This is a genomic window from Streptococcus parasanguinis (assembly GCF_032163505.1).
Lineage (GTDB): Bacteria > Bacillota > Bacilli > Lactobacillales > Streptococcaceae > Streptococcus > Streptococcus parasanguinis_V.
This window is the reverse complement of the sequence record NZ_CP134147.1, coordinates 651,144-670,553: the sequence shown is the minus strand read 5'-3', so window position 1 is coordinate 670,553 and position 19,410 is coordinate 651,144. Positions and strand designations below refer to the sequence as shown.

Genomic DNA, 19,410 nt, shown 5'->3' with positions numbered 1-19,410 from the left:
TTTTCCTTTAATTGTCAAACATTCTCTGTTTTTAAATGAATATATACCGCTAATTATCACTAATTTTTAACATTTTTTATATCCTAAAAATTACTTCTTTTGTTGTATTTTTATTCATTCTTTGAATAAACAAAACCAGAAAAACAGTCCTTTTCTGGTTTATTCTTCTTTTTATTGATGAAGTAACTGTGTAAATTCTTCTTGAAGTTCCTTGTTGTCCGTTGGTTTTAGATACATCTTTCCTCCATTGGTCGTTGGAGAATGAAAGACAATGCCTTCTCCTGTATCTGTAATAGCAAAGAAATAACTATGCACATCTGGATACTTGTCCCAATTGCTATAGCGTTCCACGATGCGGTATTTTGCATTTCCCTGACCGGTATCTGTATAAATGGCATCCATCTTACTATTTTCCCCTAGAGTATAGAGGTTGTCTGGTCCTACATCACCGCCAGCGATGCCTTTTTGATAGTTGGGTTGGCCCATCTTTTCGCCCCAGGTCTTCATAAATTCTGCTAATTTTGCTGATTTTTCAGCATTCCAAGGCGTTTTTTCCTGGCTTTGGCTATTTCCCGCTGATGGTGCGCTGTCAAAAGTTTGCCAGTCAAAAGCCTTGAGATCCAGTTTATTCTCATCCGATTTTCCAAAGAGGCTATTCAGATCTGAACCAGGTACTTGGACTTCTTCTTCCTGGACTTTGGTCGCAGCTTGAGGCGTCTTTTCTATCCGTGAAAGCACAGCTACCCCACGGCCAGTTCCTGACATCCAGCTGACTTCTAAGACTTCTCCTCCCTGATAGAGGGTCGTCGCATTGCGCGCTCCACCGTGTCCAGCGACGAAACCTTCAGCTAGCAGAGTCGGTTTTTGGTCCTTGAGATAGTAGACTCCCGTCACAAAGTAGCTTCCATCGGTCTGCTGATTGGCGATGATCATCTCATCTACCCCATCGTTATTTAAGTCCTTAAAGGCATAGCGAACGGCATCTGGCTGATTGATCACGGTCTCGATCACCCAGCTATTGATCATCCGATCTTCTTTGGCTAATGCATCATTCAATTTGGAAATGGCATCTAACTCTTTTGAAGTGGCAAAAATCTTTTGGTAGTCTGAAAAAACTGACTGGTATAATTGTTTGTTATCTGCTTTTTTCGCTTGTTTTTTTGCTGAAGTCTGGCTGGTTGCAACCTCTTTTTTAGGACTGGACTGGCGCTGGTATCTTTGGTAACATCCTGTTAACAAGACCATACTCGAAGCCGCTAATCCCAACTGCATCCAATGTTTTCTTTTCATCTGATCTCCTTTAGTCTCCCGTGTTTTCATACTGATCTTTATTATACTAAAAAAAGTGGGAGTGGGAAAGAACTCCTAAAATTAAAAAGGTTGAAAAGGTTCCCCAAACCTTTTCAACTTTCCCTCCCCCGCATAGCTTCAACAGTCTGGGAGACTGTTGAAGGTTGTAGATAAAGGAAACTTTGTTTCCATCATTAGGTCATCTTTGGAGCTTGAAAAGCGAACGAATACTTAGGAAACTTGCTTCGCAAGTCCTATCTACCACCTTAAAGCAGTGCTTTGAGCAATCAACCACTGCGTCATACAGTTATGCTTATTAAACATAGAAGTCTGGAGAGTTTTTGCTCAGCCACAATTAGTTTTCTTTATTTGGTTTGGTTCTACGATCCGGTTGACTTTCAATATGCTCTTTCACCAAGGCAACCACCTCATCATTGGTTGGAAGGTCCGAGTGCTGGGCATCTTCCCCCGTCACTGTGATCTCCGTATAACTAGCAGCTTGGTTTTGGTAGATATATTTCCCAGCAGAAACACTGGCATCTGGGACCAACTCATCGGAATCATAGGTAATGGTTCCTGCTACTGAATACATATAAAGCGTATTAGGGATGGCTTTTTTCCCCTTGATAAAATCGGCTAACATCTCAGATTTGTTTTGAATATTGGTTTCCGTGAAATTATAGGGAGTTCCGATGGTCATGAGGGTCGTGAGATCCACATCATAATCTTCTAGATAATTTTCGATAAAGGCTGTATAAATCAAGCCCCCGTTAGAATGACCCAAGCCCTTGAAATTATTAAAATTGTATTTTTCTTGAAGGGCTTCAAAGGCTTGATTGAATAGTTTAGCCTGCTTTTTAATATTGCTATAGCCATCTTTGTTGTTTTCAAAACCAACCACAATCACTGGTTCATTGTCCTTGGCATCAATACTACCGCTATAGGTGATATGCCCATCATTCCATACCTTGAGCTTGAGAAGACTGTGCTTGGTGCCTTGGCGGCCTTGGTTGAGCTTGGTCACCAAGCCATCAAAGCGGTTCTCTGTTGCTGAGCTTCCTGGAATCATGATGATGGGCGACAGTTTGGAATTATAAAATTTCTCGATTTTTGAAACATTGGTTCGAGTCCAGCTATAAGAAGGAATGGCTAAACCGATCAAGAAAAGACAGACCAAAGTGAGGACGATGGCTGTTTTTTTAGAGACTTTCATCGCTTTCTCCTTTCACTTTTAGATCTTTTCGAATACGATTTCCCATGCGGACAAATGGTAGATAAAGGAGCACGTCTATCGCAAAACAAAGTATACTGACAGCTAAGGCTCTCAGACTTCCTCCCGTTCCAATGAAAGCATAGAGAAGGCTCGGAGTCCCATCTGGCACTGGATAGACGGCTGCTGGCATCAGCTTAAAGCACAAAGCCACAGCAGCGATGGCCATATTGACCAAGGGGATCAATAAGAAGGGAATCACATATAGAAGATTGAGCAGGACCGGAATCCCTACCATGAAGGGGGCACCGTTATTAAAGAGGCCTGGAAAAATACTGAGGAGACTGACTTTCTTGTCCTTTCGACTGTGGGAGACCAGTAAGATCGCTACCAAAAGTGCTAGGACAGCGCCAATTCCAGCTACCATGCCAAAACTCCGATACAAATTGGTCAAAGTATAGAGATGAGGAATCCCCGTCGTTGTATGATGGGTCACAGCGTAATTCAGATTTTCTAAAGCAAAACTGTCATCCACAATTGAGTTTAGGGCAAAAGCCTGACTGTTGCCGACCCAAGCTGATAAGCCACTGAAGAGTCCCATAACAAAAGTGGACAGGAGATGATGACTGCTTATAGTCAGAGAGCTAAAGAATTGACCGATCATTTGAAAAATACGGTACTGATTGCCAAGAAGGAGAAGAATATTCAGGCTAACCCCCAGAACCAAGGACAAGAAAATGGGACGCACAGTCTTGGGCTGATAGATAAAGTCTTTGTCCACAATCTGGTCGTCACTAGCCTTGGATAGTCGAAAGATCTGTCCGATTAGATAGCCTAAAACAATGGCTAAGAGGATATTGGTCGTCGCAGGTAAGTTAATTCTTGTCAGTTGCCCATCATTGAGTGGTCCCACCAACAATTCCTGAGACCCTACAATCAAGCTGACCAAAAGAGCAGTCACGCCGGCTGTCCCCGTACTTCTACCATAGTGCCCAGCTGTATATTTCCCAGCGAAGTAGGTTGCTAAAGGCCCTGCTAGACCTCCTAGAAAGTTGGAAAAATTAATAAGAACCTGGCTGATAGCTTGATTCCATGGCAACCAACTGTCCATCGAAAAGAGCTGATGGATATAGCCTCGATCAGAAAAGACCGATAAGGCAATCACTCGAATGATTCCTGAAAATAAGAAAAAAGGAAATAAGGAAACCAGGGTTTTCTGGGAAATTTGAATCAAACTTTTTTCTCGTAACCAGAAAAACTTCTGGACTAAATACTTGGTCATGGGGCCTCCTGTTCGAGTTGATTGACTTATTCACATTGTTTACTTTTCTATTATTATACCATACTGGCGAGCCTTTCCTTTCGTTTGTAGAGACGTCATCAGTTGAGAATGCTATTATTTTCATAACTTTTCAAAAACTCTTTGACAGGGGTCTTCATTTCCTCTATACTATTTGTTAGCTAACAAAACGATGAATCAGGTTACCGTTGGTCTTGCTATGCTCATAGCGATTGGAGCTGACGGAAAATCAGATCGTAACCATGAATTTTCATCCGATTTTATACCAAATTCCATATCTTTAGGAAGATTTAGGAGGAATCAGACACCGATGTCACAAGAAAAAATTTCAGCCAAGGTCCTGTATGCTATTTTTGCAACAGGGATCCTTTCCTTTTGCGGGGTGGCTGGAGAAACTGCCATGAATATCACCTTCCCAATATTGATGAAGGAATTTGAGATCAATACCGCAACCGTCCAGTGGGTCACCACCATCTATCTTCTAGTGGTTGCCTGTGTGGTCCCCTTGTCTGCTTATCTCAAACGCTCTTTTAAAATGAAGTCCATCTTTTTAGTTGGAAATCTCCTATCTGTTTTAGGTGTTCTCATTGACTTCCTAGCTCCAAGTTTTGGCTTTGTGGTTTTGGGTCGATTGGTCCAAGGAATGGGGGTTGGTTTTGCCCTTCCTCTGATGTTTAATATCATTTTAGAGCAGGTCCCAAAACGCAAGATCGGTCTCATGATGGGAGTGGGTACCCTGATAACAGCCATCGCTCCCGCTATTGGGCCTACTGTCGGTGGTCTCTTGACGGCTAACTTCGGTTGGCGGTCCATCTTTTTGGTTCAATTCCCGATCCTTCTAGCTTCTCTGGTTGCAGGACTTCGCTCCATTAAACAAATCAGTACAGTCAAGCGAGAAAGGCTTGATATCATGAGTCTTCTCGCCATTATTGCTTTATTTTTAGGCTTGATTCTAGGCATTCACGGACTCTCTGACCATGCTTTCTTTAGTTTTTCTGTCCTTGGTTGGCTGGTGATCGGATTCTTGGGACTGGTTCTCTTAGTCTGGCGGTCTAATCGCTTGGAGACTCCCATTATCAACCTTGCCATCTTAAAGAACCATCTCCTCACTGGCCATGTTCTTGCCTTTTTCACCTTCCAATTAGGTTCTCTGGCCATGAGTTTCCTCTTGCCCAATTATGTCCAATTGGTCAACCACTCGAGCACCACGCTTGCGGCCTTGATGCTGCTTCCAGGAGCCATCATTGGAGCAGGTTTTGCTCCTTTCTCCGGTCTCATTCTAGATAAGTTGGGCGCCCGTAAACCGATTCTCCTTGGAGCTGCTTTAATCCTTCTGGCCCATTTCCACTTCACCCTTTTTGCCCTGAAGCTGACAAATGGCTTGATTCTTATCTTTTACATGATCTTTATGACTGGTATGGGACTGGCCTTTGGCAATATCATGACCAACGGACAAAAACAACTCTCTCTGGAAGAGCAACCCGATGCGAACGCGATCTTTAACACCCTGCAACAATTTGCAGGCGCTGTCGGAACAACCCTGGCTTCGCTGATCGTTGCCATGAGCCAAGCTAATCAAAAGATGGACTTTACTCAAGCCACTGCTAAAGGAAGTCGCAACGGTTTTATGGTCTTATTTGCCTTGGGCATCTTCCAACTCCTTCTCTTATTTTGGGTTGTTGGGAAAGAACAAGATACGAATTAATTTTTCTCATCAGAAAACAGCAATTTGCTGTTTTTTTGTTATCCTTTTCTGACCCGTGTGACAATGCCATCAGGATCTTCAATGGTAAGACCACTTCCGCTAAATAAACCTTGCTAGAATAGGCGTATGCCCTATTCTTTCTTTTTTGCTTGCAATGTCAAAGATTATAACTTAAATTTCATTAAATTGTCGAACTTTTATCATTTGAGTTAAAATCCTTGCTTTCTTTTTGTATTTTATTTATAATCATTCTAAATAAGACAAAGGAGATATTGTATGACTGAAATAAAACATGGAGTAGATGAATCATTTAACGACCGATTGAATATCTTGAGAGCTGCTGTTCTCGGGGCCAATGATGGAATCATTTCTATTGCTGGGGTGGTGATCGGGGTGGCCAGTGCCACACCAAACATCTGGATCATTTTCCTATCTGGCTTATCGGCGATTCTGGCAGGTGCCTTTTCGATGGCAGGCGGTGAGTATGTCTCTGTTTCCACACAAAAAGACACGGAAGAAGCCGCTGTGAACCGCGAACAAGCCTTGTTGGATCGCGATCCAAAGTTAGCAAGAGACTCTCTCTACAATGCTTATCTTCAAAATGGAGAATGCGAAACTTCCGCAAAGATTTTGACAGAACGGGCCTTTCTGAAATATCCCCTCAAAGCCCTGGTCGAAGAGAAATATGGTATCGAATACGAGGAGTTTACCAATCCTTGGCATGCTGCTGCATCTAGCTTCCTTGCTTTTTCTGTTGGTTCCCTTCCTCCAATGCTCTCGATCATTCTCTTTCCAACTGCCTATCGCATTCCGGTGACAGTCTTCGTTGTTGGACTATCCTTGATCTTCACTGGCTATACCAGTGCGAAACTGGGAAAAGCACCAACCAAGCCAGCCATGCTTCGCAACCTCATCATTGGCCTTCTCACCATGGGTGTGACATACTTCTTCGGGCAACTCTTTAGTATCTAAAAAGCTGAGACTTCTGTCTCAGCTTTTCTTATGCTTCTAATAAGGCTTGTACTTGTTTTTCCAGTCCTGCGACCGCTTCATCTGTCAAGACTAATTCACCTGTTTCCCAGGCTTCTGGGTTAACGGTTGTTCCAGTAAACTCTCCAACCACTTGAGTCCGAACGAATGGCAAGAGCGCTTGATAAGCCGCAAACATTGGTTCGTGTCCGGCATTAGCTACTGAAGAAACCGTTACGATCTTATCTTGAAGGGCAGATGGACCACGAGTTTCTGACAGGTCAAGGGCACGGCTAAGCCAGTCGATCAGGTTTTTCACTACGCCTGGAATCGCAAAGTTATAAACTGGCGAGAAGATCCAGATGGCATCCGCAGCAAGAACCGCATCACGCGCTGCCTGCACAGCAGGCAGGGTTGGTGTTTCCAAATCTTGGTTCATCATTGGAATGTCCTTGTAGTCCAAGTAAGTCACCGTTGCTTTTCCTTCCAGAAGGCTTTCTGCTTTCTTAGCCATTTGGTGGTTAAAAGATCCTTGACGAAGAGATCCGACGATAAATAAAATGTTTTTCATAGTTGTTTCCTCTTTCTGTTGTAAGATTTTTTGTTACAATAGCTATTATACAAGATCACAATGTAACGTCAAGGATTACAACTCGGACATTTTAAACTTTTATTCCATTTCACTAAGGATGGGCCAATAAGAACGAGAAAAAAGGTTGGACAAAAGTGTCCAACCTTCAATAAATCATAACCGTATAAATCTGTAGAGGATCACCATCCAATAAAAACGAGCCCTAGACGATCTTTACAATCCATTTTAGAACTACTTTTTTCTCAGCAAGGTAATTCTCGAAGTTTCATTGTTCCCAAAATTCTGTTCGTGCTACTACTCCTCATTAGACAAATCAGTAGCCAACATTTTTTTGATGGATTCGCTGGATAAATCCGTCATTTCAGCAATCATCTCGATACTCATCCCCTTCAAAGATAGTTTTTGAATCAGAGACTGCTGACCAGCTTGAACTCCCAACTCCATGCCTTCTTGTCTGCCTTGTTCCAATCCCTGTTCGAGACCACGCTCGAGTCCTTGTTCGAGACCTTGTTCTAAACCTTGTTCTAAACCTTGTTCAAGACCTTGTTCGAGTCCCTGTTCGAGTCCCTGTTCAAGACCTTGTTTCAACCCTTTCTGAAAACCGGCTTCCAGTTGTTCTTTCCGAAAGGTATCCATGCTCATTTCCCAATTTTCTCTGATACGAATCCGTTCATCAATCATTTCTTTTTCCTCCCTTGTCCAATTTGATGGGATCAGGAGCGATTCTGCCTGCTCGATCACTTGATCTGGTTGATGACTGAATGGGCGATTGCCAAAAAATTCAAGCCATTGTCTCCAGTGAGCATTCAACTCCGTATCTCTACTTTCATTATACTTATCCAACTCTAAAAAGGCAACCTTTAACATATTATGAGCTACTCCATCCTTTCGAGGGCTATAAAGAGGTGTCCCATCTACTGTATGGCGCATTTCATAGACATTGACAGGTGAATCTAAATGAGGAAAAATACTTCGCTCCAGGATAGCGATCCCATAGACCGGCTCCAGCTCCTGGTACATAGAATGGGTTGCCCCTTTCTTTCGCTTGCGTTGGACATTTTCTACCAGTTGATTGGCTAAATAATAGTGAAAACGATTCAAGAAATACTCTTGCTTCAAAACTTGAATCTCAATGATGACTTCAAGCCCACTATCTAGTCTTGCTCTCACATCAACAGATGTTTCAAAAGGAAGATCTCCTAAAAACCCCTGCTCATGGATCTGGTCTCCTTCTAAAATCTCAACGGACTCTACTGGCAGATCCAATACTTCGCGGATGAATTTCGCTGTCACATCCGGCAGACTAAAAATCTTTTTCGCCATTAAATCCAAGGTGGGCGATACATACTCGTGTCGTTTCTTCATAGCAACCTCCAATGATTTCGTGTAGGGAATCCCCTCACTTATACCATTCGAAAAAATTGCAGAAAAAGAGGCTGGGACAAAAGTCCTAGCCTCTCAATTATTTTTGGATTGTCGAGCAAGACGCAGTGGTTGAGTGGGCTCTACTACGCTGATTTCATCAGCTTTTACAGCCCTACTCAACTGTGCGGAGGTGGGACGACGAAATCAAATTCTAACGAATTACCGATTTCTGTCCCACTCTCTTTGCTTTTATGCATGCTCCAATCCCTTTCGTGTATTTTCCTTGATGGTTTCGGCTGAATGGAGTAATTTTTCTTTTTCTTCTTCTGTCAAATGCAAGTCCAATCGTTCAATAATTCCTTTTCGACCTACAATCGCCGGGTAGCCAAGATAGGTTCCATATTCTGGACGATAGTTAGACACAGGCATTTCCTCGTGGCTATCATTTATCACAGCTTCTGCTAAGCGTTGGGCTGCTGCTGCAATCCCAAAATTGGTATAGAATTTGCCAAAGAAAACCGTGTGGCCGCCTCGCAAGGACTCGTAGTTGATGGCGTCAAGCTCTTCTTGAGAGAAGAGATCGGTAATGGCATGTCCTTTGACACGGACCTGACTCCAAGCAACAAATTGAGAATTTCCGTGCTCACCGAGGTTGTAGCCTGATACACTAGCAGGAGAAACCTGCAAACGATCAGCGACTGCACGCTTCATTCGAGCTGTGTCCAGTAAGGTCCCTGTCCCAATCACCTGCTCTTTTGGAAGGCCGGTATATTGTTGATAAAGTTGAGTGACCGCATCGACCGGATTGGTCACCACTAGCAAAACACCACTAAAGCCAGAAGCTTTCAAATCACGCGCTACTTGCACCACTTGCTTGCTGGAAAAGGGAAGCTCCGCAAAACGGTCATCTGTGTTATTAGCCTGCAACTCGATATTTCCAAGAGTCGACACTACGACATCCGCATCTTTTAAAGCCGCGTAGTCATTGACCGTGATATGAACCGGATACCCGGTATTGGCAACTGTATCACAGAAATCCAAGGCATCTGCCTTGACCTTCTTCTCATTGGTATCAATCAAAACCAAATGATCACAGGTGTGTTTCAAAATCATGCTGTGGGCCAAGGTCGCACCCACATGCCCCAAACCAATAATACCAATTTTTCTTGTCATCAGAATCCTCTTTTCTAGTATCGATCACACTGTTGGTGAGGATAGCTCTTTGTTGACTCTATTCTACCACAATTCTAGAAAGGCGGATTGAAAAAATGGGAAAATTTTCAAGTTTTTTCAAAAAGAAAAGAGGCAGTGCCTCTTTTAACGACTCAAGAAAGAAGAGTCTCAATCTCTTCCAGCGATAAACCCGTCATATCTGAGATAAGCTCAGGTGTCATTCCTCGTGAGACCATTTCGCATACCAACTGTTTACGACCTTGTTCCAGACCTTCTTCGCGTGCTTCGTCTATCGCTGTCTCCAGGGTCATATCATAATTTTCTTGAATCCGAATCCGCTCGTCTATCATGGTCTTTTCCTCCTTGGTCCAGCTAGATGAATCTAATAATGAATCTGCGTGGGCTACAGCCTGACTGGGAGCTTTTGTGAAGGGAAGATTCCCAAAAAACTCCAACCACTGTCTGCCTGCATCTGTCAGGTTCTCATCTTTATTATACTTGTCTAGCTCTAAAAAGGCAACCTGCAGAAGATTTTGGTGCTTGCCATTTTTATAATAAGCCTTAAGTTGCTTCCCGGACCGGCTATTGGTCAGCCAGTATTTATTGATGGCGGCTTCTTCGTCTAGCAAGAGCGACTTCTCCAAAATTGCAATCCCATAGACGGGCTCCATCTGCTCGTACATCTTATGTGTCTGGCCTTGCTGGCGCAGTTTTTGCACATTTTCCACCAGCTGATTGGCCAAATAGTAATGGAACCGATTCAAGAAATACTGCTGCTTGCGAATCTGGATCTCGATGATCACCTCGGTCCCGTCATGGAGCTTGGCCCTCACATCCACCGCAGTGGAGAACAAATCATCCTCCTCATAGGCCATGCTGTGGGGTTGGTTTCCCTCCACAATCTGAGCATCTGCCACATCTAGCTCTAAAATGTCCCGAATAAATGCTGCCGTCACCTCCGGCAAACTAAAAATCTTCTTGACCATGATGTCCAAGGTCGGCGATACATGTGCATGTCTTTTCTGCATTCCTGCTCCTTTTCGATAAAAAATAGAGGGAAGGCCCCTCTACTTCTATCATTCGAAAAAAATTTGGGAATAGTTGAAATTTAACCTCTACTGTTTTTTCAATCCACTTATTAATAATATCCTTCATTATTAAACCCAAAATTTCTTAATAGTGAATTGATCTTTCTCTTAGGTAATTATTCTTAGTTTCATGATCAAATACCTGAGTATACTTCTACTAATGTTTGAATCTGATGTAGAACTTCTTGTTTCTTACGTTCACGAGCTCCATGTCTACGAGAAGTCGGTGGAATAATCGAATCCAAATCAGCTCCACTATTCTCAGCATAACCACGTTGAATAGAACGATCAATGAATAATTGATAATCTTTTACAAGATTTTCAGATTCTGCCAATTCACGAATAGCGACTGCTTTACGTTCTTTACCATAAGCATAGAATGCATTGATAATTTCATCATGGTCTTTCAGACTCGCTAAATCAGTATCATTGATAAAGCCAATCACCAACTCTTCCTTAGCACGAATATCAATACTTGAGCGGATGACACGGCTAACTTCAGCTTTCATTGCTTCTTTAGACTCAGAGTTCTTCGATTTTTCGACAATCAAAGCAAGTATATAGTCTAGATTAATCTCATCCGTTTTTAAGAGTTCAATCTCAAATTCAATATCTGAAAGGTCAACACCTAAATCTTTTGTTCTTTCATAGTTTTTAAGGTTTAAGAATTCATCTCGAATTTCCACGTAAGAACTTCTTAAATCTTGGAGATATCCTTCCGAGATAGGCTTATCGATTTCCTGAAACTCATCATAATTTCGGAGCACGTTATCAAGTTTCAGAAACTCACCAAATAACTTAACAAACTCTTTTTTATCATGTTCTGTTTCTATTTCTTGTGGATTAGGGAATCTTTCGAGAATTTCCTGACAGACTTCTGTATAACCTTTAACCTTGATACCCGTTATCTGATCCACGAAACCATCCATGTATTCGCTAAAACTTTTTTCTAAGATAATATCAAGTTTATTAGTATCCCCAAAGGTTTTAATAGCTTCTTGAGTAGCTTTTTCTAAATCACGGAAACATACGATATTTCCAAAAGGTTTAACCTTGTTAAAAATTCGATTGGTTCTAGAAAAAGCCTGAATCAAACCATGATAACGTAGGTTTTTATCGACAAAGAGAGTATTCATGGTCGGCGCATCAAAACCTGTCAAGAACATACCCACTACAATCAGCAAATCCACTTCCTTGGACTTAACTCGTTTAGAAAGGTCACGATAGTAATTTTGAAACTCTTTCCCATCAGTCGAAAAGTTGGTCTTGAACATTTGATTATAGTCATAGATTGCTTTAGAAAGAAACTCTTTAGATGAAAGAGGCATAGCTGTATCTTGAGGTTCTAGCTCTTCATCTTGAATTTCTCCATAAGCTGACTGTTCTTCGTTAGGCGCAAAGCTAAAGATAGTTGCGACCTTCAAACGCTTAGCTTCTGGTAATGCTGCTTGTTGTCGCTGAAGTTCTTCATAGTATAATTTCGCAGCTTCAATGCTTTGTACTGCCAGCATGGCATTAAATCCAGACAGTTGTTTTTGTTTATGAGTATAGTGTTGATTTCGGTGCGTCTTATCATTATAAACTCTCAACAGATACTCTGTGATGGTTGCAATCCGTTCTGGATGTAAAAGGAGTTCCTTCTCCATCTTTTTGAGTTTCTTTTCATCAAGCTCTCGGCCGACTGCCTTTTCCGCTTCTCTATACTTATTGATTTCAGGCTTGATATAGTTATAGTCAACCTTGAACTTCAGCACTTTTTTATCTCGAATAGCATCTGTGATAACGTAGTTATGAAGTTGCTCTCCAAAAACCTCTTGTGTTGTTTCTCCAGTCAAGCTATTTTCTGGAAAAATTGGGGTCCCTGTAAATCCAAATAAAGCATACTGCTTAAAGGCTTTTTTGATACGTTTTTGAGCCTTTCCAAACTGGGAACGGTGGCATTCATCAAAGATTAGAACACATTTTTTACTATAGATTTCATGGTTTGGATTTGCTGTTATAAATTTATTTAACTTTTGAATCGTTGTGACAACAATTCGATCATCATTTTCTTCAATACTACGTTGGAGTTCTTTTGTATTGTTGCTACCATTGACTGAATTCGGTTGGAATTTTTGATATTCCTTCATGGTTTGATAGTCTAGGTCTTTTCTATCAACCACAAAAATCACTTTGTCAATATAGTCCAACTCTGTTGCTAAACGAGCAGTCTTAAAACTAGTTAAAGTTTTCCCAGAACCAGTAGTGTGCCAGATATAGCCACAGGCATTGATCGTACCGAAATTCCTCATTTCATTTGTGGAATGAATCTTTCGTAAAATACTCTCTGTTGCAGCTATCTGATATGGGCGCATGATGAGTAATGTATTATCAGCATCAAAGACACAATACTTGGTTAAAACTTCTAAAAGAACTCGTTTGCTCAAAAAGGTAATGGTAAAGTCCTCCAGGTCGTGAATCGTTTTATTTTTTCGGTCTGCCCATTCACAGGTGAACTCATAATGATTTTTATTTTGAGCTGTCGTATTGGCAAAGTAGCGTGTATAAGTCCCATTAGAAATGACAAAAATTTGAATGTATTTGTATAAAGAATTTTCTCTATTGAAGCTTTCCTTGCTATATCTATGGATTTGCTCAAAAGCTTCTTTAAGACTAACCCCTCGTCTCTTTAATTCAATCTGAACTAAAGGAAGTCCATTTACCAAGATGGTGACATCATAACGGTTGGTATGACTACCCACTTGGGTCACCTGGTTGATGACTTGCATGCTGTTGTTGTGAATGTTTTTCTTATCAAGAATGAAAATATTTTTAATCCGTCCATCATCAAAGACAAAATCATAGATATAATTCTCTTGGATTTTTCGAGTTTTTTCAACTAATCCTTCATTGGGGCAGTCTAAATACTCTACTACAAATCGATTCCACTCAGCATTCGTAAACGTTACCTTATTAAGTTTTTCAATTTGCACCTTAGCATTTGCTAAGAGCTCTTCAGGTGTATGAATATTTAAGCGTTCATAGTTGAGATGATTTACCAAATCAGAAATCAACTGATTTTCTAAATCAGCCTCTGACTGATACTCCCTATCTGTACGATACTCTGGTTGATACTCAGCCAAGAGAATCCCTTCATTTGTTTCCGCAATTACTTCATGTATTTTTGAATAATCAACCATAGTATGTTCCTTTTTTATTTTAATTGAGATTCTTTCTCAAAATGATTAAAGACTTTATCTAGTAAAGTTTAATAATTGTTCTCGCCAGTATTCATACTGTTTCTGTCTTAGTTCGATTTCTTTTGGGAGGCCCTCAGAAAGAGAGTTAGTTAAAGTGTTGAAACGGTCAAGAATGGAGACAATTCTTTCTTGTTCTGTAATGGATGGAACTACAATTTGAAATTTTTCCATATCCTTCGAATTGATTCTAACAACTTTTGTCCCAGTCACTTTTCTTTCCTTTTGAGATTGAAACGAAATCGATCTTAGCCAATAATTCAAGTACCGTGAATTTTGACTTGTACGAATGATATAACTATCTCCAGAGATTCCAATCTCTTCTTTTCCTTCCCAAACAATTGCTTTCCCGACATCTTCAACATTCTCAGATGTAGTTGCCATTACCAAATCATTTGGTTGGGCTTTTTTTAACTTTTTAAACACCATTTCACTAGTTTTGGAGAAAGTGTAAACTACTGTAAAATCATATTTAGTGTAAATTTGTCCATAGTGGATAACAGATCTTCCAGCTTGGGTAAAATCTTTCTTCTGAAGACCATTTCCTCTTACAAATTCACAAATACTACCCAACTCCACTCGAATTGGTCCAAATACCCAATTTAAGAGCCTAATGATGTCTTGTCTGTACTGTACTGTACTGTACTGTCAGTGTACTCGCCTTCGGCGACGAATGTCAAGAGTTTTTCTCGGAAATATTCGTACTGTTTTTGACGCAGTTCAATCTCCTTAGGCAGTCCGATATTTAAGTCGTTACAAACCATATCAAAGTTGTCCAGAACTTGAACAATACGAGACTGGATTTCTAGAGAAGGTATTGGGATTTTTACATTTTTCAAACTATTCGCATTAAACTGGGGCTGACCTGCCTTTGAAACCAAATTATTAGCCTGTTTCCAGTACAATTCACTCTTTGAAAAGTGCCAATAGTATCTCGAATTCAATTTATCTGATGGAGTAATTTTTATTAAGAAAGAGGCATACGCGCTAGTTTCATCAGTATCAATAAATAGAGTTTTACCATATGTAGCACCCGTTCTAGCCATCAATAAGTCACCATGTTTTACTAGATAGTTTCTAGATTCTTCGGTTAAAGAAATATATTTTTTATCATTCGACTTGAGATAGCCATTTTCATCAATATCAGTAATTCGAATAAATCTAATATCTCCCGTCTCTTTTGCTTTATCAGTATATCCATAATTAAATTTAGCTACTTCCCCTAGCGTCTTCCACTCAACCTGATAAACTTCATCTTCAAATGATAAGAGTTTATCTCGATAAAAAGAATATTGCTTTTTACGTGAGGTCAATTCTGAGGTCAATTCTGTAACATACTCTGTCATTTTGTCAAGTATTTGCACGATTTTTTCCTGAATTTTTATAGGAGGGACGGGAATTAATAGTTTAGTTAATTTATCAGATTTTAACGCAGGTATACCGGCGCCGTGTTGAAAATCCATAAGATATTTTTGATTCATTTTTAAAAAATGATATACAAATCTATTTTTCACTTGAGTTTCATCGGGAAGTATATAATAGCAGTGAGCATTAGCCCAAAATTTAGTCTCTACAAAATTGACAAAACCTGCAGAAGCACCACCTTGACTTACAATAATTGTATTAGCTTCGACATTGTAATCATTAGTTCTTCCTGAATAAGTTTGTCCTCCATTATACGCAGGATATAATCCATCATCTATCAACAGATTCTTGTTTAGCTGCTTACCTTTATTAACAGAACAAACTACCCCCAACTCTTTCCACTCAACGGGGCAGTTTTGGATTTCTTCTAGGATGTTCATGATTTACCTCCTAGTTCCTCTACAATTTTATCTATCTCTGCACGCAAGTGGTCAATCTTAGCAACAGTCTCAGCGATTTCTTTATTAAGCACATCAATATCAATCTTCTCACGTGTATCTTCTTGCTCAACATAGGTTGAGACAGATAGGTTGTAATCCTGTTCTGAACCAATCACTTCATTATCAACAAGAGTTGCTTTATAGTCTACACTTTGATAATTAGTGAATAATTCAACGATATGGTCGATATTGTCATCCGTCAAGACATTGTTATTGGTCTCTTTTTTGAATTCCTTACTCGCATCGATAAAGAGTGTTTTATTTTCTAGTTTATTCTTCGCCAACACTAAAATCGTAGTCGCGATAGAGGTTCCAAAGAAGAGATTATCAGGTAGAGCAATCACTGCTTCAATAAAGTTATTATCTACTAGATACTGACGAATGGTCTTCTCAGCACCACCACGATAGAAAATACCTGGGAAACAAACAATGGCTGCTCGACCTCTGTTAGACAAATGGTTGAGACTATGCATGATAAAGGCAAAGTCAGCTTTTGACTTAGGAGCTAGCTTCCCTGCTGGCGCAAAACGGTCATCGTTTATGAGAGTTGGGTCTCCATCTCCCACCCATTTGACAGAGTAAGGAGGGTTTGAAACAATCGCATCAAACGGTTTTTCTTCCAAATGTTGAGGATTTAAAAGGGTGTCTCCTCGCTTGATATCGAAGTTATTGTAGTTGATATTGTGCAAGAACATATTCATACGAGCCAAGTTATAGTTAGTCATATTAATTTCTTGACCAAAGAAACCATCTTCTAGGATATGGTCTTCGTATTGTTTTTTCATTTGAAGCAAGAGCGAACCCGAACCACATGTTGGGTCATAGACCTTGTTAATCTTGTCCTTACCAACCATTACCAAACGAGCAAGTAATTTAGAAACTGTCTGTGGAGTGAAAAATTCACCACCACTTTTACCAGCATTACTCGCATAGTTTGAAATCAAGAACTCATAGGCATCCCCAAAGGCATCAATGTCATTTTCCTCAAAGTTGCCAAAGTTAATACTATTGATACCATTAATAATATCAGAAAGACGTTTATTTTTTTCTGGAACAGTTCCACCAAGTATGTTGCTTCGTGTGTCCAAGTTATCAAACAAGCCTTTGATATCATCTTCTGATTTGAACCCAATTGCTGATTTTTCAATATCTTGGAAAATATTGGCTAAATCTTCGTTTAAATTTTCATTTTGTGAAGCATTCTTGACGACATTTTCAAATAGTTGACTAGGAAAAATAAAGAATCCCTTATCCTCAACTGTCCCTGGTTTGAAATCTCGCTCAGCTTCTTGATCACTCAGGTTAGCATAACGAAATTCTAAATCTCCAGCCTCGTGCTCAGCATGATCAAAATAGTCAGCCATGTGCTCAGAAATAAAGCGATAGAATAGGATTCCTAGGATATACTGCTTAAAATCCCAACCGTCAACAGCCCCACGAACATCGTCCGCAATCGCCCAAATTTTACGGTGAAGTTCCTTGCGCTCTGCATTTTCTTTACTTGCCATTTTTACTTTCCTTAATTAATGTATTATCCTTTTTATTTTATCATATTTTAGATACTAAAAACCATTCGTAATAATTGATTACGAATGGTTTAGCTTACATTTTTACTTAATCAATGATTAATCTAAATGAATCCCTTTTTCTGCTAGATTCTCCAGGCATTCTTTCAGGTAACCCGCATGATGTTCTGGATAAATAGGAGTACTCAAGACTTCCTCTTCCAGCTCTGGATAGGCTGGGCAGGTCTTGCCTCGGTAGGTCGGCTCCCACCACTCTGGGCTGACCTTATAGCCACGAGCAGTCATCTCCTCCATGATCAAGCGGTGATAGGCATAGAGACGATAGGGCGAGTATTCAAAGACATAGTTGACCGTCGCGTGCTTCTTGCCCCAGCCATTGCCTCGAAGGGCGCAGCATTCCCGGTGTTGGCCCAGGAGCTGGGGACGAGGGAGTTTGGGAATCAAATCTTGGTGCCAGAGTCTCATCTATTGACCTCCTAGTAGTGTCGAGTCTTGCAAGTAGCGATTCGGGTAGCGCTCTAGGAGCGTCTGGATCCCCTTGATCAGATCTTCTTGGCTAGCTTGGCCATGCTGGTACTTCTCAAGTAGCAACATGAAGTCCGCCTTTTCCTCAGGAGTCGCCTGCTTTTTGAAATAGCCCCAGATATGCTGGAAAGCATTGGAGACCTGGCCACGATTTTCCGGCAAGGCCAGTGCTTGCTGGATCAGGTCCTCGACGTGACTGACCTCCACCTGGTCTCGCTTGAGATATTCCCGGATTTCCTTGTAGAGATTACTGGAATGACTCAGCACCAGGTATTTATTTTTCGCCCATAGGACTTGACATTGATGTTTTTGATCCACTCTTGTCTCCTTTTGATCTTCTCTATGAATAGTCCTTCCATTATACCATGGAAATGATTCATTCCATCAAAAAGAGGCCGGGACAAAAGTCCTGGCCTATCAACTGTCTTTGGATTGTCGAGCAAGACGCAGTGGTTGAGTGGGCTCTACTACGCTGATTTCATCAGCTTTTACAGCCCTACTCAACTGTGCGGAGGTGGGACGACAAAATCGAATTCTAACGAATGACCGATTTCTGTCCCACTCTCTCTTTCATTAATTACAAGGCTGTGATCGCTGTGATCAAACCAAAGATGATCCCTGGTGCATTAGCTGCAGCAAGTGGGATATCGCGTTCTTTTTTGAAGAGTCCATAATAGACCCAAAGACTACAGTTGATGGCTGCCACTAAAGGTTGAATAAAGTTTCCTTTGTGACCAGCGAGATTATCCATGATTTGTGGGAAGTAAGACACATACATCATCACAGACATAAAGGTCGCAACCCAGCCAAGGATTTTCATTTGTTTTTCATTCATTTTTATGACACCTTTCATTTTTTAAGTATGCACTATTCTAACGCTTCCCCTCTTAAAATTCAAGTACTTTTTTCAAATGTTACCGAACTGTAAAGTGTCACAATCTTGTGATTTTGCAGGAAGATGGATTTCTTTTCGAGTGGATTTTCTCTCTAGTTGCCATTTTTTGACACTTTGTCTAATTCTTTTGCAAATGTGATCGTTTTCATTTTGCGTAGCATGCAAATTAATTGCATTTTCTTCCTACTTATGCTATATTGATACACAGAGGTAAAATTTTATGAATAAACAAAAAATCAACCAAATCGTTGGCTCGATCGGTGCCTTTATTGGGATTATCGTTTTCATTGCCTACATCCCACAAATTATTGCTAATTTACAGGGAAATAAGGCCCAACCTTTCCAACCCTTGTCAGCTGCTATTTCTTGCTTGATCTGGGTCATTTATGGTTGGACAAAGGAACCTAAAAAAGACTGGATTTTGATCATTCCGAATTCGGCAGGTGTCATCCTAGGGGGATTGACTTTCCTTACATCACTTTAATAGAAAGTGAACAAAGACTGAACTCTACGGGTTCAGTCTTTTTTGTGTATCCCTTTGAAAAACAAAAACAATCGCAGTCGGTTTTCGTACAAAAAAGCCCGCTATGAGCAAGCTAAAAAAATTGACAATTCTTTTCTTTGAATAACCTATGCTGGATTATTGTGCAAAAATATCCAAATAATATCTG

17 protein-coding genes are annotated in these 19,410 nt (G+C 40.6%); 3 read left to right on the top strand and 14 right to left on the bottom strand.

Annotated elements, in window-relative coordinates:
- Positions 1–171: 171 nt before the first annotated feature.
- The 3 genes from RIN70_RS03495 to RIN70_RS03485 all read right to left on the bottom strand — a co-directional run bounded on the left by RIN70_RS03495 (position 172) and on the right by RIN70_RS03485 (position 3,782).
- Positions 172–1,290 carry a DUF4767 domain-containing protein gene (locus RIN70_RS03495; protein WP_313790680.1) on the bottom strand — a complete coding sequence of 373 codons (1,119 nt, stop codon included), beginning with the start codon at positions 1,288–1,290 and terminating at the stop codon, positions 172–174.
- A gap of 355 nt (positions 1,291–1,645) precedes the next feature.
- On the bottom strand, positions 1,646–2,503 hold the full coding sequence (locus RIN70_RS03490) for an alpha/beta hydrolase (protein WP_272143777.1): 858 nt from the start codon (positions 2,501–2,503) through the stop codon (positions 1,646–1,648).
- A complete protein-coding gene (locus RIN70_RS03485) occupies positions 2,490–3,782 on the bottom strand; it encodes a PTS transporter subunit EIIC (protein ID WP_272143780.1) in 1,293 nt (430 codons plus the stop codon). Before RIN70_RS03485 ends, RIN70_RS03490 begins: the two co-directional genes overlap by 14 nt.
- A gap of 328 nt (positions 3,783–4,110) precedes the next feature.
- Here RIN70_RS03485 and RIN70_RS03480 point away from each other — a divergent pair, with 328 nt between their 5' ends.
- Both RIN70_RS03480 and RIN70_RS03475 read left to right on the top strand, forming a co-directional pair.
- Entirely contained in the window at positions 4,111–5,505 is a 1,395-nt protein-coding gene (locus RIN70_RS03480; RefSeq protein WP_118396945.1) for an MFS transporter, read from the top strand.
- A gap of 276 nt (positions 5,506–5,781) precedes the next feature.
- Positions 5,782–6,477 (top strand): VIT1/CCC1 transporter family protein, encoded by a 696-nt coding sequence (locus RIN70_RS03475; protein ID WP_049473149.1) that lies wholly within the window; start codon positions 5,782–5,784, stop codon positions 6,475–6,477.
- A 28-nt stretch (positions 6,478–6,505) separates the two neighbouring features.
- Here the strand turns inward: RIN70_RS03475 and RIN70_RS03470 are convergent, their stop codons facing one another.
- The 11 genes from RIN70_RS03470 to RIN70_RS03420 form a co-directional block, all read right to left on the bottom strand.
- Positions 6,506–7,045, bottom strand: a complete 540-nt coding sequence (locus tag RIN70_RS03470; RefSeq protein ID WP_272143787.1) for an NADPH-dependent FMN reductase — start codon at positions 7,043–7,045, stop codon at positions 6,506–6,508.
- A gap of 315 nt (positions 7,046–7,360) precedes the next feature.
- Positions 7,361–8,431, bottom strand: a complete 1,071-nt coding sequence (locus RIN70_RS03465) for an Rpn family recombination-promoting nuclease/putative transposase (RefSeq protein ID WP_272143789.1) — start codon at positions 8,429–8,431, stop codon at positions 7,361–7,363.
- 249 nt (positions 8,432–8,680) lie between these two features.
- Positions 8,681–9,604, bottom strand: a complete 924-nt coding sequence (locus tag RIN70_RS03460) for an L-lactate dehydrogenase (RefSeq protein WP_313790679.1) — start codon at positions 9,602–9,604, stop codon at positions 8,681–8,683.
- Between the two features lie 152 nt (positions 9,605–9,756).
- Positions 9,757–10,632, bottom strand: coding sequence for an Rpn family recombination-promoting nuclease/putative transposase (locus RIN70_RS03455; RefSeq protein WP_313790678.1), 876 nt, complete (start codon positions 10,630–10,632; stop codon positions 9,757–9,759).
- Positions 10,633–10,826: 194 nt separating this feature from the next.
- Entirely contained in the window at positions 10,827–13,871 is a 3,045-nt protein-coding gene (locus RIN70_RS03450; protein ID WP_313790677.1) for a type I restriction endonuclease subunit R, read from the bottom strand.
- Positions 13,872–13,925: 54 nt separating this feature from the next.
- On the bottom strand, positions 13,926–14,507 hold the full coding sequence (locus RIN70_RS03445) for a restriction endonuclease subunit S (RefSeq protein WP_313790676.1): 582 nt from the start codon (positions 14,505–14,507) through the stop codon (positions 13,926–13,928).
- A 23-nt stretch (positions 14,508–14,530) separates the two neighbouring features.
- On the bottom strand, positions 14,531–15,733 hold the full coding sequence (locus RIN70_RS03440) for a restriction endonuclease subunit S (protein ID WP_313790675.1): 1,203 nt from the start codon (positions 15,731–15,733) through the stop codon (positions 14,531–14,533).
- Entirely contained in the window at positions 15,730–17,301 is a 1,572-nt protein-coding gene (locus RIN70_RS03435; protein WP_313790674.1) for a type I restriction-modification system subunit M, read from the bottom strand. The genes RIN70_RS03440 and RIN70_RS03435 overlap by 4 nt, the downstream gene beginning before the upstream one ends.
- 117 nt (positions 17,302–17,418) lie before the next feature.
- Complete coding sequence (locus tag RIN70_RS03430) at positions 17,419–17,784, bottom strand: TIGR02328 family protein (protein WP_313790673.1); 366 nt, start codon at positions 17,782–17,784, stop codon at positions 17,419–17,421.
- Positions 17,785–18,162, bottom strand: a complete 378-nt coding sequence (locus tag RIN70_RS03425) for a YbgA family protein (protein WP_313790672.1) — start codon at positions 18,160–18,162, stop codon at positions 17,785–17,787. It abuts the gene before it with no gap.
- 259 nt (positions 18,163–18,421) lie between these two features.
- Positions 18,422–18,679, bottom strand: a complete 258-nt coding sequence (locus tag RIN70_RS03420) for a SemiSWEET family transporter (protein WP_003011864.1) — start codon at positions 18,677–18,679, stop codon at positions 18,422–18,424.
- Positions 18,680–18,959: 280 nt separating this feature from the next.
- Here RIN70_RS03420 and RIN70_RS03415 point away from each other — a divergent pair, with 280 nt between their 5' ends.
- Positions 18,960–19,223, top strand: a complete 264-nt coding sequence (locus RIN70_RS03415) for a SemiSWEET family transporter (RefSeq protein WP_003012241.1) — start codon at positions 18,960–18,962, stop codon at positions 19,221–19,223.
- Positions 19,224–19,410: the final 187 nt, after the last annotated feature.

What these genes read in the sequence shown, in the direction of transcription:
- RIN70_RS03495 (WP_313790680.1), bottom strand. Translation starts at nt 1,290, where the DNA reads ATGAAAAGAAAACATTGGATGCAGTTGGGATTAGCGGCTTCGAGTATG.
- RIN70_RS03490 (WP_272143777.1), bottom strand. Translation starts at nt 2,503, where the DNA reads ATGAAAGTCTCTAAAAAAACAGCCATCGTCCTCACTTTGGTCTGTCTT.
- RIN70_RS03485 (WP_272143780.1), bottom strand. Translation starts at nt 3,782, where the DNA reads ATGACCAAGTATTTAGTCCAGAAGTTTTTCTGGTTACGAGAAAAAAGT.
- RIN70_RS03480 (WP_118396945.1), top strand. Translation starts at nt 4,111, where the DNA reads ATGTCACAAGAAAAAATTTCAGCCAAGGTCCTGTATGCTATTTTTGCA.
- RIN70_RS03475 (WP_049473149.1), top strand. Translation starts at nt 5,782, where the DNA reads ATGACTGAAATAAAACATGGAGTAGATGAATCATTTAACGACCGATTG.
- RIN70_RS03470 (WP_272143787.1), bottom strand. Translation starts at nt 7,045, where the DNA reads ATGAAAAACATTTTATTTATCGTCGGATCTCTTCGTCAAGGATCTTTT.
- RIN70_RS03465 (WP_272143789.1), bottom strand. Translation starts at nt 8,431, where the DNA reads ATGAAGAAACGACACGAGTATGTATCGCCCACCTTGGATTTAATGGCG.
- RIN70_RS03460 (WP_313790679.1), bottom strand. Translation starts at nt 9,604, where the DNA reads ATGACAAGAAAAATTGGTATTATTGGTTTGGGGCATGTGGGTGCGACC.
- RIN70_RS03455 (WP_313790678.1), bottom strand. Translation starts at nt 10,632, where the DNA reads ATGCAGAAAAGACATGCACATGTATCGCCGACCTTGGACATCATGGTC.
- RIN70_RS03450 (WP_313790677.1), bottom strand. Translation starts at nt 13,871, where the DNA reads ATGGTTGATTATTCAAAAATACATGAAGTAATTGCGGAAACAAATGAA.
- RIN70_RS03440 (WP_313790675.1), bottom strand. Translation starts at nt 15,733, where the DNA reads ATGAACATCCTAGAAGAAATCCAAAACTGCCCCGTTGAGTGGAAAGAG.
- RIN70_RS03435 (WP_313790674.1), bottom strand. Translation starts at nt 17,301, where the DNA reads ATGGCAAGTAAAGAAAATGCAGAGCGCAAGGAACTTCACCGTAAAATT.
- RIN70_RS03430 (WP_313790673.1), bottom strand. Translation starts at nt 17,784, where the DNA reads ATGAGACTCTGGCACCAAGATTTGATTCCCAAACTCCCTCGTCCCCAG.
- RIN70_RS03420 (WP_003011864.1), bottom strand. Translation starts at nt 18,679, where the DNA reads ATGAATGAAAAACAAATGAAAATCCTTGGCTGGGTTGCGACCTTTATG.
- RIN70_RS03415 (WP_003012241.1), top strand. Translation starts at nt 18,960, where the DNA reads ATGAATAAACAAAAAATCAACCAAATCGTTGGCTCGATCGGTGCCTTT.